At 35.1% G+C, this 15,953-nt stretch carries 14 protein-coding genes; 7 read left to right on the top strand and 7 right to left on the bottom strand.

From position 1 onward, the window contains the following. Both GQR94_RS11480 and GQR94_RS11485 read left to right on the top strand, forming a co-directional pair. Complete coding sequence (locus tag GQR94_RS11480; protein WP_158975632.1) at positions 1–297, top strand: isoamylase early set domain-containing protein; 297 nt, start codon at positions 1–3, stop codon at positions 295–297. 101 nt (positions 298–398) lie between these two features. Next, positions 399–1,627, top strand: a protein-coding gene (locus tag GQR94_RS11485; RefSeq protein WP_370458250.1) for an IS3 family transposase whose coding sequence is annotated in 2 segments (ribosomal slippage) — positions 399–753 and positions 753–1,627 — 1,230 coding nt in all. Because the reading frame shifts where the segments join, the coding sequence is not laid out codon by codon here. Positions 1,628–1,667: 40 nt separating this feature from the next. Here GQR94_RS11485 and GQR94_RS11490 read toward each other — a convergent pair. The 7 genes from GQR94_RS11490 to GQR94_RS11520 all read right to left on the bottom strand — a co-directional run bounded on the left by GQR94_RS11490 (position 1,668) and on the right by GQR94_RS11520 (position 7,903). Then, positions 1,668–2,486 (bottom strand): energy transducer TonB, encoded by an 819-nt coding sequence (locus tag GQR94_RS11490; RefSeq protein ID WP_158975633.1) that lies wholly within the window; start codon positions 2,484–2,486, stop codon positions 1,668–1,670. Position 2,487: 1 nt separating this feature from the next. After that, complete coding sequence (locus GQR94_RS11495; protein WP_158975634.1) at positions 2,488–2,940, bottom strand: energy transducer TonB; 453 nt, start codon at positions 2,938–2,940, stop codon at positions 2,488–2,490. Positions 2,941–2,947: 7 nt separating this feature from the next. Further along, positions 2,948–3,772 carry a thymidylate synthase gene (locus GQR94_RS11500; RefSeq protein WP_158975635.1) on the bottom strand — a complete coding sequence of 275 codons (825 nt, stop codon included), beginning with the start codon at positions 3,770–3,772 and terminating at the stop codon, positions 2,948–2,950. A 146-nt stretch (positions 3,773–3,918) separates the two neighbouring features. Continuing rightward, positions 3,919–5,385: a NupC/NupG family nucleoside CNT transporter gene (locus tag GQR94_RS11505; protein ID WP_158975636.1), complete on the bottom strand. Its 1,467-nt coding sequence runs from the start codon at positions 5,383–5,385 to the stop codon at positions 3,919–3,921. A 24-nt stretch (positions 5,386–5,409) separates the two neighbouring features. Continuing rightward, positions 5,410–6,039 (bottom strand): bifunctional nuclease family protein, encoded by a 630-nt coding sequence (locus GQR94_RS11510; protein WP_158975637.1) that lies wholly within the window; start codon positions 6,037–6,039, stop codon positions 5,410–5,412. A gap of 90 nt (positions 6,040–6,129) precedes the next feature. Then, positions 6,130–7,098: an electron transfer flavoprotein subunit alpha/FixB family protein gene (locus GQR94_RS11515; protein WP_158975638.1), complete on the bottom strand. Its 969-nt coding sequence runs from the start codon at positions 7,096–7,098 to the stop codon at positions 6,130–6,132. Between the two features lie 64 nt (positions 7,099–7,162). Continuing rightward, positions 7,163–7,903, bottom strand: a complete 741-nt coding sequence (locus tag GQR94_RS11520) for an electron transfer flavoprotein subunit beta/FixA family protein (RefSeq protein ID WP_158975639.1) — start codon at positions 7,901–7,903, stop codon at positions 7,163–7,165. A 177-nt stretch (positions 7,904–8,080) separates the two neighbouring features. On the opposite strand from GQR94_RS11520, the gene GQR94_RS11525 reads away from it, so the two are divergent. The 5 genes from GQR94_RS11525 (at position 8,081) to GQR94_RS11545 (ending at position 15,925) form a co-directional block, all read left to right on the top strand. Further along, positions 8,081–9,058, top strand: a complete 978-nt coding sequence (locus GQR94_RS11525; protein ID WP_013550923.1) for a pyruvate dehydrogenase complex E1 component subunit beta — start codon at positions 8,081–8,083, stop codon at positions 9,056–9,058. Positions 9,059–9,162: 104 nt separating this feature from the next. After that, positions 9,163–11,658, top strand: coding sequence for a DUF5686 family protein (locus GQR94_RS11530; protein WP_158975640.1), 2,496 nt, complete (start codon positions 9,163–9,165; stop codon positions 11,656–11,658). Positions 11,659–11,795: 137 nt separating this feature from the next. Further along, positions 11,796–12,323, top strand: a complete 528-nt coding sequence (locus tag GQR94_RS11535; RefSeq protein ID WP_158975641.1) for an inorganic diphosphatase — start codon at positions 11,796–11,798, stop codon at positions 12,321–12,323. 116 nt (positions 12,324–12,439) lie between these two features. Beyond that, positions 12,440–14,851 (top strand): sodium-translocating pyrophosphatase, encoded by a 2,412-nt coding sequence (locus GQR94_RS11540; RefSeq protein ID WP_158975642.1) that lies wholly within the window; start codon positions 12,440–12,442, stop codon positions 14,849–14,851. Between the two features lie 75 nt (positions 14,852–14,926). Then, a complete protein-coding gene (locus GQR94_RS11545) occupies positions 14,927–15,925 on the top strand; it encodes an App1 family protein (protein ID WP_158975643.1) in 999 nt (332 codons plus the stop codon). Positions 15,926–15,953: the final 28 nt, after the last annotated feature.

Below are 15,953 nucleotides of genomic sequence, written 5' to 3' on the forward strand. Positions count from 1 at the left end.
ATGGCCATCACAAAACAGTATTTAAAAAGTAAGCCGGTATGTAAAGTAACTTTTACAGTACCAGCAGAAGAAGCTTCTAAAGTTTATGTAGTAGGAGATTTCAATAATTGGAATCCTAAAAAAGGAACTTTAAGGAAATTAAAGAATGGTACTTTTAAAGGTACTATGGACTTACCTAAAGAGGCGTCATACGAATTTAGATATCTTATTGATGATACCTATGTTAATGAAGCGGAGGCAGATCGTTATCAATGGAATGAATTTGCAGGAGCAGAGAATGCTGTGCTAGAATTATAATTGAACGTATTAAATCCTATATAAAGCCGAAACAAATTGTTTCGGCTTTTTTTATTGTAATGTCTCGTCCTGAAATAAGTTGACATAAAATCGACTTATTCATGAAACGTACAATTATTACAGTAAACAAGCGTACCCAGCGCGATTATAATCTGGGCTTTAAATTAAGTGTTGTCCATCAGGTTGAAAAAGGCGAGATGACTTATAAGCAGGCGCAGAAGGCTTATGGTATTCAAGGTAGAAGTACTGTTTTGGTTTGGCTGAGAAAACATGGTACATTAGATTGGAGCAAACCTATACGCCGTCAAATGCCAAAATCAAAAGAAACACCTGCACAGAAAATCAAACGCTTGGAGAGAGAGCTTTCCGATGAAAAATTGAGGAATAAAATTCTCAACACTATGATCGACATCTCTGATAAACAGTATGGTACTGCTATTAGAAAAAAGCATTTGCCCATTCAATCCAGCGCATCCGACAAGAACAACGATTAAGTTTATCTCGTTGTTGTCGATTGTTTGGGATAAGTAGACAAGCTGTCTACCAAGCAGAAAAACGTATCATAAAAAGAGATCAAGAGTTAGTAAAAGTAAAGAACTTGGTCGAAGGTCTTCGTAAGGATATGCCCAGGCTCGGTACACGAAAGTTGTATTATTTGTTAAAGGATGAATTCGCAAAGCACAAATTAAAAATAGGAAGAGATGCCCTGTTTGGATATTTACGCTCAGAATCAATGCTTATAAAGCCAAGGAAGAATTACACCAAGACAACAAACTCTAACCATTGGCTTAGAAAACATCCTAATCTGATGAAAGAAATCAAAGTTTCTAGACCAGAGGAATACTTCGTCAGTGATATTACATACATTAAAAGTAGGGAGCGTACACATTATCTATCCTTGGTGACCGATGCCTATAGTAGAAAAATAATGGGGTATCATCTTAGTGACGATATGAGTGCCGAGAATGTGGTAAAGGCAGTAAAAATGGCGAACAACAATAGATTAACGAACAAAGATATAATTCATCATTCCGATAGAGGATTGCAGTATTGCTCGGCCATATACCAAAAAGAACTACAGCTAAGTAATATGACCGCATCAATGACAGATGGGTATGATTGCTACCAAAATGCATTGGCAGAACGAATGAACGGCATATTGAAAGGGGAATTCTTAATCTATAAATGTAACAGTGGCAAAGAGTTGAAAAAGCTCGTAGCAGAATCAATAAGAACGTATAATAACAAAAGACCACACTTGAGTCTAAAATATAAAACACCTAACTTTATACACAACAAAAAACCAGAGAAGCTAGCTTCTCTGGTTTAATATTAATTATTTAAAAACTGTCAACCTATTTTAGGACGACTCATAATTTAAATGAGATTGGAATTGTAAAAGCAATACTAACTGCCTGTCCATTTAGTGTTCCAGGTCTAAATGTTGGAAGTTTAGAGATAATGGATAGAGCTTCTTCAATTAAAGGTGCGGGTCCTTTTGCTCTCATTTTTTCTACCTCTCCTTCTTTATTAATTTTGAAATTTACATAGACAACTCCTTGTATGCCCATTTCTAGGGCTATTTCAGGATATCTTAATTGTTTTCTAATGTGATTAGCTATTTTTGAATTAAAATTTCGTTGATCCGTACGTTGATCTATATATGTCTGATGTTCAAATATGGGGATTCTTGTAATTTCTCCGCCTTGATAAATTTCATTTTCTGGAGTGTTGATTGGTATGAAGTTATGACGAGCTCCTTGTCTGAAATAGAAATTAAATGCGTGTACTGATGCGTATTTCTCCGTTTTTCTATTTTCTACTCTGAACGCAGGAATTTTGGCAATAGACTTTTTTAGCGAATCTCCAATTTTCCGTCTAATGATTGAATCGTTTGCAAAAGTCAATATGTTGTCTTCAATAATTTCGCCTACTGGGTTTGTATTAAAATTTACAAAAATGTTTAAGGTGTCTTTATAGGTTTTAGTGGGATTTTCTATGTTGGATAATGCTGTTTCTACTTTTTTTAAAATAATAGATTCTAAGCACTGATTGGGGGCTTTAGAATTTTTACAATTTTGATGTATCAATTGTTCTGCAGGAAAATAAGTTATTGCGGTATCTTCTTGACTGTAAAGGTGTGTTGTGCTAGAAATTAGTACTAAGAGGTATGTGAAAATGTGCTTCATATTAAAGTTTAAAGGTAAATGGAAGTGAGTATGGGGTTCTAACAATTTTGCCGCCATGTTGGCCGGGTTGTAGCATATTGGGGATTAACTCCGTAATTCTTCTAGCTTCATTTTCCAATAACTCGTGAGATCCTCTAACAGATATGTTCGTTATTTTTCCTGTTTCATCGATTAAGAATCTACAAAAAACCCTCCCTTGAATGTTTTCTTTTTTCGCTTCCTCCGGATACCTGAAATTTGCATTAATATGGTCCATCAATTTTTCTTGAAAACATGCTGTTTTATCTTCTATTTCTTCACCTTCGCAACCTGGAAAAATGGGAGCTTGGTCTAAAATCATAAAAGGAACCTCAGGGGTGTCATCTTCAATTTCTTCGATACTTATCTCTTGTTGTGCTGTTGCTACGTTTTGAAAACTTAGAAATAAGAAAGCGATTACATAGATTTTTTTCATGGTGTGGTTATATAGCAACCACGCCTTTTATATGTGGATGCGGATTATAGTCTACTAAGGTAAAGTCTTCAAATGTAAAATCAAAGATATTCTTCACTTCTGGGTTTAAAAGCATTTTTGGTAGTGGTCTAGGATCTCTACTCAATTGCAGTTCCACTTGATCCATATGATTGTTATATATATGTGCATCGCCAAAAGTGTGAATGAAATCTCCTGCCTCATAGCCACAAGCTTGCGCCATCATCATTGTAAATAAAGCATAGGAAGCAATATTAAAAGGGACCCCTAAAAATATATCTGCACTACGTTGGTATAACTGACAAGATAATTTCCCGTCTGCAACATAAAACTGAAAGAAAGCATGGCATGGAGGTAACGCGGCTTTTCCGTTGGCAACGTTTTCAGAGAAGGATTTAGTGGTATCTGGTAATACACTAGGGTTCCATGCAGAGATGAGCATTCTTCTGCTATTAGGGTTGTTTTTTAACGTTTCAACCACGTCTTTTATTTGATCGATGTCTTCACTGTTCCAATTACGCCATTGATGGCCATAAACAGGACCTAAATCGCCATTTTCATCTGCCCAATCATTCCAAATACGTACGCCATTTTCTTTCAAATAAGCAATATTGGTATCACCCTTTAAAAACCAAAGCAATTCATAGATGATAGACTTTAAATGCAATTTTTTGGTAGTAATCATTGGAAACCCTTCACTTAGATCAAATCGCATTTGATACCCAAAAACACTCTTAGTTCCCGTACCTGTACGGTCGCCTTTCTGATTTCCTGTTTCTAATACGTGGTTTAATAAATCGTGATATTGTTTCATAATAGTAAGGTAGCTTATGTTTATGGTGTGAAAGCTTATCTAGGATCAAAAATAAGAAATCAAATGGAATGTGATTCTATTTTAAAATAAATAGAATTCATGTGCTTGTAATATATTTAAAAGGAGATTGCTATTACCGTAGCGAATTACCCTAGAATCATCCCTGCAATGGTAGCGGAAAGTAAAGAGGCTAAGGAGCCACCTAATACTGCTTTAAGACCAAATTCAGATAACGTTTTACGTTGGCCCGGAGCTAATGATCCAATACCTCCAATTTGAATTCCAATGGAAGCGAAGTTAGCGAATCCACACAGCATATAAGTTGCCATGATAACAGATTTATTATAGGTAAAATGTACTCCATTGGCAGCATCTTTTAAGTCTGCTAATTGTATGTAGCCTATAAATTCACTAGCCGCAAGTTTTATTCCTAGCAATTGCCCCATAAGCATAACATCTTCTTTTCCTATACCAATAAGCCACATAAGTGGTGCGAAAATGGTACCTAATATAGATTCAAGAGATAGTTTTCCATAAGATGAGTTTTCGGCAATCCAACCATTTAAATGGGTGAAATCTCCTATTTCTGCAAAAACCGAATTAATCATAGCAATGAAAGCTACGAATACAAGAAGCATCGCGCCAACATTTACCGCTAATTTTAAGCCTTCAGTGGTTCCGTTAGCAATAGCGTCTAAAAAGTTAGATCCAATTTTCTCTGTAGACACATGTACATCTGTGTTAATTGGTTCCGTTTGTGGATATAATATTTTGGATATTACAATGGCTCCAGGAGCTGCCATTACCGATGCTGCTAAAAGGTGTTTTGCAAATTGTAATCTAAGAATTTCGTCATCTCCCCCCAAAAATCCGATATATGCTGCTAAAACTGCACCAGCAACGGTCGCCATACCGCCAATCATGACTAAAAGAATTTCTGATTTATTCATTTTTTCTAAATAGGCTTTTATCAAAAGCGGAGCTTCTGTTTGGCCTAAAAAGATATTACCGGCAACACTTAAGCTTTCTGCTCCAGAAATGCCTAAAGTTTTGGTGAGTAGCCAAGCTAAAACTTTTACTACTTTTTGAATGATTCCTAAATAAAAGAGGACAGAGGTTAATGCCGAAAAGAAGATAATGGTAGGAAGCACTTGGAATGCAAATATGAATCCGAAAGTATCCATGTCAACCACTAAACCTTCAAATAAAAATTTACTACCCGCAGTTGTAAATTCTAAAACTTTTACGAAAAGTTTGCCAATTTTGTCAAATATGTATTGAATAAAAGGCACTTTTAAAACTCCAATAGCTATAATTAATTGCAAGCCTAAACCAATCAATACTGTTCTCCAATTAATGGCTTTTCTGTTGGAGCTAAAAAGAAAAGAAACTAAAATTAAAGAGACCATTCCTAAAATTCCTCTTAAAAAGCTATTAAGCGTAAAACCTTCATTTGGAAGTATTTTAGGTGAAACAAGTTCAAAAGAAGAAAGATCATTTATGGTGCTTGTATCCGCAGAAGCTGTAATAGTGTCTAACGGTATAATGTCTTGAGCAAAAACAGGGAGAGCTAGTACAATTAAGATTAGCGTTAACCAAAGGCTTTTTTTCATCAAAATAAAATTAAAATAAAGTAATTATTGGCGTTTGGAAATTTCATCCCTTAATTTGGCAGCTTTCTCATAATTTTCACTGGTCACTGCATTGTCTAATTCTTTGTAGAGCTCCTCTATGGAAAGCTCAGAATAGCCGTCGGAGGCAGATCCTGTAATTTCTACGGTCTCTCCTTCTTGTAAAATTTCATTAACCATGATGCTATCATCGGCCGTTTCATTTTCTTTGTCTTTGTTTGAAAATTTCAAGAAAATACCAGCTTTGTCCAAAATAGTTTTATAGGTAAAAATTGGAGCGTTAAAACGAAGTGCTAAAGCAATAGCATCACTAGTTCTTGCATCAATGATCTCTTCGATTTTATCGCGTTCACAGATAATGCTAGAATAGAAAACACCATCTACAAGTTTGTGAATAATCACTTGTTTGACCACGATGTCAAACCTATCAGCAAAATTTTTGAATAGGTCGTGCGTTAAGGGTCTAGGAGGCTTTATTTCTTTTTCTAAAGCAATAGCTATGGATTGAGCTTCAAAAGCACCAATAACAATAGGTAACTTCCGATCACCTTCAACTTCATTCAATATCAGGGCATACGCACCATTTTGCGTCTGACTGTAAGATATCCCCTTTATTTTTAATCTAACTAAGCTCATAAATATCATGTAAACACTAAGGGCTGTTTAAATAAAAGGTTAGACCTATGTATTTAAACAGCCCTTTTAAGAGGCACAATTTAACAAAAATTAAGCGTTTTGAGCTTTAAATTCTTTTAATTTTTCGATTAACTGAGGCACAACTTCAAAAGCATCACCTACAATACCGTAATCTGCTGCCTTAAAAAATGGTGCTTCTGGATCAGAATTGATCACCACTTTTACTTTAGAAGAGCTTACTCCGGCTAAATGCTGAATTGCACCAGAAATACCAATTGCGATGTATAAGTTACTTGCTACAGGCTTCCCTGTTTGTCCAACATGTTCTCCATGTGGTCTCCATCCTAAATCAGATACTGGTTTAGAACAAGCGGTGGCTGCTCCTAGAACATCTGCCAACTCTTCTATCATTCCCCAGTTTTCAGGACCTTTCATTCCTCTACCTGCTGAAACCACGATATCGGCATCAGCAATAGTAGCTTTACCAACTACTTTATCAATTTCTACAGATTTTGTAGAGAAATCTGCATCACTAACGGCAGCATCAAAACTTTCTACAGTTGCTGTAGTCTTGTTTTCATGCAAACCAAAAGAGTTGTTAGAAACGCCAACAATTTTAATCTCCGTGCTTATTTCAGAAAAGGCGAATCCTTTATTACTAAAAGCTGTTCTTTTTACCGTGAATGGAGCAGTGCTTTCAGGTGCTGCTACAACGTTTGGCACATAACCTGCTTTTAAGTAACCCGCTAATAATGGGGCTAAATATTTGGTGTCGGTGCTAGAACTTAATATAATAACTTTAGCGCCTTCTTTTTCTACTGCTTGACGGATGCTGCTTGCATAAGCCTTGGCGTTAAATGTTGTTAATTTGTCATTGCTAATGTTTAATACTTTAGAAACGCCGTAGTTTCCTAGGCTTTCATTTTCATTAGCGTTAAAAGAAACCGCTGTTGCTGTAGTTCCCATTTGTTTTGCTACTTCGGCAGCGTAAGAAGCAGCCTCAAAAGCATTTTTCTTAAACTTTCCGTTTTCAGATTCTGTATATACTAATACTGACATAATAATTTTATTTTTTTATTCCCAATGAAGGGAGACTAGTTTAGACTTCAATAAGAAATATCGGTTAGATTACCTTTGCTTCGTTATGTAATAAGTTAATTAATTCGTCTACAGAAGTAGCTAATTTTACCGCTCCTTTTGCTGCAGGCTTCGTAAATTTAGTGTCTTGAGTAGCATTTATTGCGTCAACGGGTTCAATTACGGTTAATTTTTTTTGACGTGCCATCATGATTCCTCTCATGTTTGGAATTCTCAAATCACTCTCTTCTACAAGTCCTTTTTGACCTCCAATAATTAAAGGTAGGCTAGTCGCTAATTTTTCTTTTCCTCCGTCAATTTCACGCAATGCGGTAGCGCTAGTTCCATCAACATCTAAGCTAATGCACGTATTTACAAAGTTCATATCTAAAAGACTAGCCATAATTCCAGGAACCATTCCTCCATTGTAATCAATAGATTCTCTTCCAGCAATTACTAAATCATATGCTCCTTCTTTAACGATGTTAGCCAATTGTTGTGCAACAAAAAAACCATCTGTAGGTACTGCGTTTACACGTATAGCTTCATCTGCGCCAATGGCAAGAGCTTTTCGCATTGTTGGTTCTACTGTTGCATCTCCAACGGTAACAATATGTACCGTAGCACTTTGTTTTTCTTTAAACCACATGGCTCTAGTTAAGCCAAACTCATCATTAGGGTTAATTACAAATTGAACACCAGCAGTGTCAAATTTTGTATCGTTATCCGTAAAGTTTATTTTAGACGTAGTGTCTGGAACATTACTTATACAAACTAATATTTTCATTATTTATGGAATTTTATGTTTCTAAAGAATGCTAAGATAGCCAATATTTTTCAAATTTACTATGCGTGCATAGTAAATTTTATAACTTTTTTTGCGAAATACAACGTTTATTATGACGGATAATTTCCTATTTTTGCTATCCTTTTGGGAATACAATTATAAAGAAACGCCGTTTTAATGAAAACAATACAATTTAGAGAAGCTATTTGTGAGGCAATGTCCGAAGAAATGAGAAGAGATGAATCCATCTATTTAATGGGTGAAGAAGTCGCTGAGTACAACGGAGCTTACAAAGCCTCAAAAGGAATGCTTGATGAATTTGGTGCAGACCGAGTAATTGACACTCCTATATCCGAACTTGGTTTTGCAGGAATTGGAGTTGGCTCTGCAATGAATGGAAACAGACCTATCATTGAATTTATGACGTTCAACTTTGCATTAGTAGGGATTGATCAAATTATAAACAATGCTGCGAAGATTCGTCAAATGTCTGGAGGTCAGTTTAATTGTCCTATAGTTTTTAGAGGACCTACGGGCTCTGCAGGTCAATTAGGTGCAACGCATTCACAGGCTTTTGAAAGCTGGTTTGCAAACTGTCCTGGGTTAAAAGTTGTGGTTCCTTCGAATCCAGCGGATGCTAAAGGATTACTAAAAGCAGCAATACGTGATAACGATCCAGTGATTTTTATGGAATCGGAACAAATGTATGGCGATAAAGCGGAGGTGCCTGAAGGAGAATATTTAATTCCATTAGGTGTTGCTGATATTAAAAGAGAAGGTACAGACGTTACTATTATTTCTTTTGGTAAAATTATCAAGGAAGCTTACAAAGCTGCAGATGAGTTGCAGAAAGAAGGTATTAGTTGTGAGATTATTGACTTACGTACCGTGAAGCCTTTAGATTATGAAGCAATTCTTAAATCTGTAAAGAAAACAAATAGAGTAGTAATTCTTGAAGAAGCATGGCCTTATGGTAATGTTGCATCAGAAATTATATATCATATTCAATCCAATGCATTTGACTTTTTAGATGCTCCAATTGAAAAAATTAATACAGCTGATACGCCAGCACCTTATTCTCCAGTTTTATTGGCAGAATGGTTGCCAAATTATACGGATGTAATTAAATCAGTAAAGAAAGTATTATATAAATAAAATATATTTTGTAAGATTAAAGTAGCTTTACTGACTAACCCGGTCGGTAAAGCTTTTTTGGTTTTTTTGTATAACATAGTGTAATTGTAGCACCCCATCTTTTAATGAAAAAATTACTTCTATTTTTCTTCTCGCTATATTCATTTGCATTGCTAGCTCAAACAAAAGTTAGTGGTGTCGTAATTGATGAAATGGGTATTCCTGTTGCTTTTGCAAATATAATTTTCAAAGGATCTTCGGAGGGTACAATCACCAACGACGATGGAGTTTTTTATATGGAATCGGACAATACCTATGAGACACTTCAAGTGTCTTTCGTGGGATATGAAACCAAGGATATATTTTTGGATAAGAAGGTAAACTACGAAATGAAGGTCGTACTTGTGGAAGGCGGAGAGCAGCTAAGAGAGGTTGTTATTTATTTTGGGAAACAATCAAAAAAGAATAATCCGGCAATAGACATTCTTCGAAAAATTTGGGAACGTAAGCGTAGTAATGGAGTAAAGCATTACAAGCAATACAATTATGATAAATATGAAAAAGTAGAATTCGATTTAAATACAATTGATAGTGCGCTCATTAAAAGTAAAATATTTAAAGGCTTAGAATTTGTTTTTCAAGATCTCGATACTTCAAGAATTACAGGGAAAACGTATTTACCTATCTTTTTAAATGAAACGTTTTCTAAAGTTTATGGTGATAATTTAAAAGGTGAAGAAAAAGAAGAGTTGTTGGGGACCAAGAATTCAGGTTTTAGCAACAATCAAGCATTAACTGCATTTGTTGAAGATTTATATTCCGATTATGATATCTATAATAATTATTTAAAGTTTTTTGATAAAAGTTTTACCAGCCCATTATCTAAAACAGGTATAGATGTATACAATTACGTATTAGCCGATAGTAGTTTTATTGATAATAAGTGGTGTTATAATATTATTTACTATCCAAGAAGGAAGAATGAATTGACTTTTAAAGGGAACTTTTGGGTGAATGATTCTACCTATGCGATCAAGAAAATAAATTTAGAAGTAACAAAAAGTGCAAATATAAACTGGGTAAAAGAAATTTATATAGAGCAAGATTTTGAGGTACTTAATGATTCGGTTTTTCTTTTGAAAAGAGATTACATGTTAAGTGATTTTAGTTTAAATAAGAAAGAGGAATCTAAGGGAGTCTATGGAAAGCGTACCACTGTTTACAACAATTATGTTTTTGATCAATATAAGGATCCCAAGTTTTATAAAAATCTATCCAATCAGTTTAACTCAGGAATTGTAGAACGGGATACTACCTTTTGGAAAAATAATAGACTAGAAGCTCTTAATAAAGACGAATCTGGAGTCTATAAGTTGTTGGATACGCTAAAGACAGTGCCTAAATTTAAAAGTTTTTACAATATAGCAAGTATATTAGGCTCAGGGTATGTTGAGATTGATAAATGGAACTTAGATATCGGAGATGTATATAGTACTTTTGGATATAATGATGCTGAAGGTATTCGGGTTCGTGCAGGTGCGCGTACCTATTTTGGACAAAACGATCCTTGGCGAATTGAAGCGTATACAGCCTATGGTTTTGATGATCATAAATTTAAACACGGTATTTCAGGTAAGTTTTTATTGGATAAGAAGTCGCGTTTAATTATTTCAGGTGGGAATAGGCGAGATATTGAGCAATTAGGTTTAAGCCTTACGGCGACTACAGATGTTTTAGGGAGGAGTGCGGCCTCATCTTCACTATTTTCGGTGGGTTCTAATGATCGTTTGACAAATATAAATCTATCTACTTTTCAGGTGGAAGCAGAGCCTTTACATAATTTTGTTTTTAGAGTAGGTGGTTCTTTGCGTACTTTGAGTTCTGCATTGCCAGGTGCGTTTAGTTTAGATTACTTAGATCCTGAATCTGCAACTGGGATTTCTTCAGAATTAAAGCAGTTTGATTTTAATACCACTTTAATATATACTCCGGGAAAAAGAACCATTGGGTATGGCGTAGAGCGAAGAAAGATTAATGATAATTATAGTACCTTGTTTTTGACCTATACTAAAGGGGTAAAAGACTTTTTAGAGAGTGATTTTGATTACGAGAAAATTCAATTTTCTTATACCCAACCGTGGCAAATTGGAGGCTTTGGTAGGTTGTTGAGTACTGTTGAATTAGGTAAAACCTTTGGGGAAGTTCCTTTAGGTTTATTGAATGTTATTCCAGGAAATCAGACCTTATTCTCTATTTATGGGACTTTTCCTAACCTTGATTTTTATGAGTTTGTGACAGATACTTATGCTTCCGTGCATTTAGAGCAAAATTTTAACGGTCGTTTATTTTCTAGAATTCCAATAATAAAAAAGTGGAATTTAAGAGAGATAGTTGGCTTAAGAGGAGTTTGGGGGGATCTTTCCGATGGAAATATCTTAATAAATAGTCCTACAAACATTCCTTTGCAAGCGCCAAGCGATAATATGTATTGGGAATATTCATTCGGGGTAGGTAATATATTTAAGATTTTAAGAATTGATTTTAATTTTAGAGGAAATTATTTAGACAGTCCAGAGGCAAGGCCTTTTAGTGTAACTGGATCATTTGGCTTTAATTTCTAATTAAAAATTATAAATTTACTACACCGTTTTCGTAATACAATACCTGACATTCTCTACTAAAACCTTAGATATTTCAATCAATATTCAGGGTAAAATAAATTATTCAAGTATCTTTGTATACAAATCACAGTATTATTATGAGCGAAAATTTAGAAATAACTTTCGATGTTCTAATCGAAATTCCAAAAGGAAGTAGAAATAAATACGAATACGACTTTACATTACACAAAATAAGATTTGATAGAATGCTTTTTTCATCAATGATGTATCCTGGTGATTATGGATTCATTCCAGAAACTCTTGCGTTGGATAGTGATCCATTAGATGTACTAGTTTTAGGTCATGAGCCAACATATCCTATGGTGGTTATGGAAGTTAGGCCAATTGGCGTATTTCATATGACTGATGAAAAAGGACCAGATGAAAAAATCATTTGTGTACCAGTTTCAGATCCTATCTGGGGAAATAATCATGACATTAGTGATCTTAATCCACACAGGTTAAAAGAAATTGAACACTTTTTTAGAGTCTATAAAGATTTAGAAAAGAAAAAAGTTGATGTTGGTGGTTGGGGAGACGCAAAAGAAGCTATTGAAATTTATGAGCAATGTGTAGAGCGTTACGATGAAAGTGATCATAAAAAGAAACGCACTTTTACGATATAATATTCTATTTTAATACAATTAAAAAAAGTCATGCCATTAAAAAGCATGACTTTTTTTGTTATGTTTAAATTTTATGCGTTTTTTTGAGAAATAATTAATAATTAACGGACTAATTTATGAAATCAATGATAATCTATATGCCAATAGTAATGGCGATCATAGGCTTACTTTATATGCTTATCAAGAAATCGTGGGTATTAAAGCAAGATGCAGGAGATGGGAAGATGAAAGAAATCTCAGACCATATTTATGAAGGCGCCCTTGCTTTTTTAAATGCAGAGTACAAGCTTTTGGCAATTTTTGTAGTAGTGGTTAGTGTGTTGCTTTCTATTGTTTCTTTTATTGTGCCAACAACGCACTGGTTAATTGTAATAGCGTTTATTTTTGGAGCTATATTTTCTGCTTTTGCTGGGAATATAGGAATGAAAATTGCAACCAAGACCAATGTGAGAACAACGCAAGCTGCAAGAACAAGTTTGCCAAATGCTTTGAAAATTTCATTTGGTGGCGGTACCGTTATGGGACTTGGTGTAGCCGGTTTAGCAGTCTTGGGATTAACCGCTTTTTTTATAGGATTTTTTTATTTTTTTATGGGAGGAGTTTGGACGAATACCATGGATATGACTATTGTGCTTGAAACATTAGCAGGTTTTTCTCTAGGGGCAGAATCAATAGCGCTATTTGCTCGTGTTGGCGGTGGTATTTATACGAAAGCGGCAGATGTAGGAGCAGATTTAGTTGGTAAAGTAGAAGCAGGTATCCCAGAAGATGATCCTCGTAATCCTGCGACAATAGCAGATAACGTGGGTGATAATGTTGGCGATGTAGCAGGTATGGGAGCAGATCTTTTCGGTTCCTATGTGGCCACGGTTTTGGCCGCAATGGTATTAGGGAATTATGTGATAAAGGATATGGGCGGTGCTATCCAAGATGGCTTTGGAGGCATAGGACCAATTTTATTACCTATGGCAGTTGCAGGAGTTGGTATTATTATATCTATAATAGGTACCATGCTTGTGAAAATTAAAAATAATGAAGCTAAAGAGTCCCAAGTTATGGGAGCTTTAAATATAGGTAATTGGACGGCTATTGTTTTAGTAGCAGTTTCTTGTTTTGGTTTAGTTACTTGGATGTTGCCAGAAACGATGACCATGGAATTTTTTGGTGAAGGTTTGCAACAAATATCATCTATGCGTGTATTTTACGCAACATTGGTTGGTTTAATTGTGGGTGCGGTAATATCATCAGTGACGGAATATTATACAGGTTTAGGTAAAAAACCAATCCTTAAAATTGTACAACAGTCTAGTACAGGTGCAGGAACTAATATTATAGCAGGTTTAGCAACAGGTATGATTTCTACCTTTCCTTCTGTATTATTATTCGCAGCAGCAATTTGGTCTTCCTATGCTTTTGCGGGCTTTTATGGAGTATCATTAGCAGCTTCTGCAATGATGGCTACAACCGCAATGCAATTAGCAATTGATGCTTTTGGTCCTATCTCTGATAATGCTGGTGGTATTGCAGAAATGAGTGAGCAGGAGCCAATAGTTAGAGAGCGTACAGATATTTTAGATTCTGTAGGGAACACTACAGCGGCAACAGGTAAAGGTTTTGCTATTGCTTCGGCAGCATTAACGTCATTAGCACTTTTTGCGGCTTATGTAACTTTTACCGGTATACATGGAATTAACATTTTTAAAGCACCTGTTTTGGCAATGCTTTTTGTTGGAGGTATGGTGCCCGTAGTTTTTTCTGCTTTAGCCATGAATGCAGTAGGTAAAGCCGCTATGGAAATGGTGGAAGAAGTTCGTAGACAATTTAGGGAAATACCAGGCATTATGGAAGGTACTGGAAAACCGGAATACGATAAGTGTGTGGCAATTTCTACAAAGGCGTCTCTAAAAGAAATGATGTTACCTGGAGTATTAACCATAGGTTTTCCTTTGGCAATAGCCTTTATTCCAATGATTTTTGGAATGAATAATTTGGCAATCGCAGAGATGTTAGGTGGGTATATGGCAGGAGTTACCGTTTCTGGTGTACTCTGGGCAATATTCCAAAATAATGCAGGTGGTGCTTGGGATAATGCTAAAAAATCTTTTGAAGCGGGTGTTGAAATCAATGGGGAGATGACATTTAAAGGCAGTGAGGCGCATAAGGCGGCTGTTACTGGTGATACTGTGGGTGATCCTTTTAAAGATACCTCAGGACCTTCTATGAATATTCTAATTAAACTTACTTGTTTAATAGGTTTAGTAATTGCTCCAATATTAGGCGGCCATGCAGAAGAAGGTGTTACTAAGGTTCAAGAAGAAATAAATATAGAGGTAAATGCTACCAATACGGACTTGGCAGAAGCTACAATAGTGTACACAACTATTATAAATGGAGTGTCTAAAACTGATGAAAAGATATTTAGCGGAACGCCAGAAGAAGTGAAAGCACAAGTAGAAGCTTTTAAGGAGATAAGCGTTAATTCTAATGATTCTGAAATAGAAGTTGAGATTGAAAAGCAGCCATTGTAAAATAGATTTTAAAATTTTATTTTTAAACCTGCTAATAACTATTATTAGCAGGTTTTTTTATGGTATTTTAGTGTGATGTTATTTAAGAAAGATCCTTTACAAATAATTACATTTGATGCTTATGGCACCGATTCTCATTTCTATTTAAGAGGAAGAGCGCTTGAAGATGAGTCTATTAACTTAGACGATAAAGGGTGGTTTAACCTTATGTTGAACACGTGGAAGCGTTTAGAAACAGACGAGGTTAAGCATACAAATCTTGATATAACCTTGCCAAATGGTCAAGTTTTGCAAACCTCAACAGATAATCACGGGTATTTTAAAGTAGAGACAGAAATTCGTGATTTGCAAAAATTAATTAATGAGGAGGACTGGGTAAATTTTGAAGTTTCGTATTCAAATCCCAATATAAAACGTAGAATTACTAATGAAAATAGATTTCCTGGTAAAATTTTAATTCCCTCTAAAAAAGCAGTTTTTGGAGTTATCACTGATATTGATGATACCATTTTACATACAGGAGTGGTATCTACTTTAAAATGGAGGGTGTTATTTAATACGGTATTTAAAACGGTAAAAAAACGTTTGCCATTAAAAGGTGCTCCGGATCTTTATAATCAACTACATCGCGGAAAATCTGGTAAAAGTTCTAACCCAATATTTTATGTGAGTCATAGTCCTTGGAATTTATACCGCTACCTAGAATTATTTTTAAAGCAGAACAATTTTCCGAAAGGGCCTATTCTCTTGCGTAGTTTTAATTCTTTTTTTAAAAGAAAGAAAGATGGTCATAAGCCACAAAAGCAAATAGAGATTTTCGGTATTTTAAATACGTACCCAGAATTGCCAATAATTTTAATAGGAGATAGTGGCGAGCGCGATGCAGATATTTATAAAGAGGTTGCGGAGCTATTCCCGGACCGGATTTTAGCAATCTATCTTAGGAGTGTTAATCATAAAAAAAGAATGATTCGCGTAAAAAGCTTGTTTGATGACTATAAAACAACACCTATTTTATTTGTAGAAAATAGTGATCAAGCAGTTGCACACGCAAAAAAAATGGGATTTATTTAGCGGTCTACTTCAAAATGCTATTTAAACA

This window comes from Cellulophaga sp. L1A9, from assembly GCF_009797025.1.
Taxonomy (GTDB): Bacteria; Bacteroidota; Bacteroidia; order Flavobacteriales; family Flavobacteriaceae; genus Cellulophaga.

Coding starts and splice junctions, on each gene's coding strand:
- GQR94_RS11525 (WP_013550923.1), top strand. CDS start 8,081: ATGAAAACAATACAATTTAGAGAAGCTATTTGTGAGGCAATGTCCGAA.
- GQR94_RS11505 (WP_158975636.1), bottom strand. CDS start 5,385: ATGAAAAAAAGCCTTTGGTTAACGCTAATCTTAATTGTACTAGCTCTC.
- GQR94_RS11530 (WP_158975640.1), top strand. CDS start 9,163: ATGAAAAAATTACTTCTATTTTTCTTCTCGCTATATTCATTTGCATTG.
- GQR94_RS11490 (WP_158975633.1), bottom strand. CDS start 2,486: ATGAAGCACATTTTCACATACCTCTTAGTACTAATTTCTAGCACAACA.
- GQR94_RS11545 (WP_158975643.1), top strand. CDS start 14,927: ATGTTATTTAAGAAAGATCCTTTACAAATAATTACATTTGATGCTTAT.
- GQR94_RS11520 (WP_158975639.1), bottom strand. CDS start 7,903: ATGAAAATATTAGTTTGTATAAGTAATGTTCCAGACACTACGTCTAAA.
- GQR94_RS11480 (WP_158975632.1), top strand. CDS start 1: ATGGCCATCACAAAACAGTATTTAAAAAGTAAGCCGGTATGTAAAGTA.
- GQR94_RS11515 (WP_158975638.1), bottom strand. CDS start 7,098: ATGTCAGTATTAGTATATACAGAATCTGAAAACGGAAAGTTTAAGAAA.
- GQR94_RS11500 (WP_158975635.1), bottom strand. CDS start 3,772: ATGAAACAATATCACGATTTATTAAACCACGTATTAGAAACAGGAAAT.
- GQR94_RS11540 (WP_158975642.1), top strand. CDS start 12,440: ATGAAATCAATGATAATCTATATGCCAATAGTAATGGCGATCATAGGC.
- GQR94_RS11535 (WP_158975641.1), top strand. CDS start 11,796: ATGAGCGAAAATTTAGAAATAACTTTCGATGTTCTAATCGAAATTCCA.
- GQR94_RS11495 (WP_158975634.1), bottom strand. CDS start 2,940: ATGAAAAAAATCTATGTAATCGCTTTCTTATTTCTAAGTTTTCAAAAC.
- GQR94_RS11510 (WP_158975637.1), bottom strand. CDS start 6,039: ATGAGCTTAGTTAGATTAAAAATAAAGGGGATATCTTACAGTCAGACG.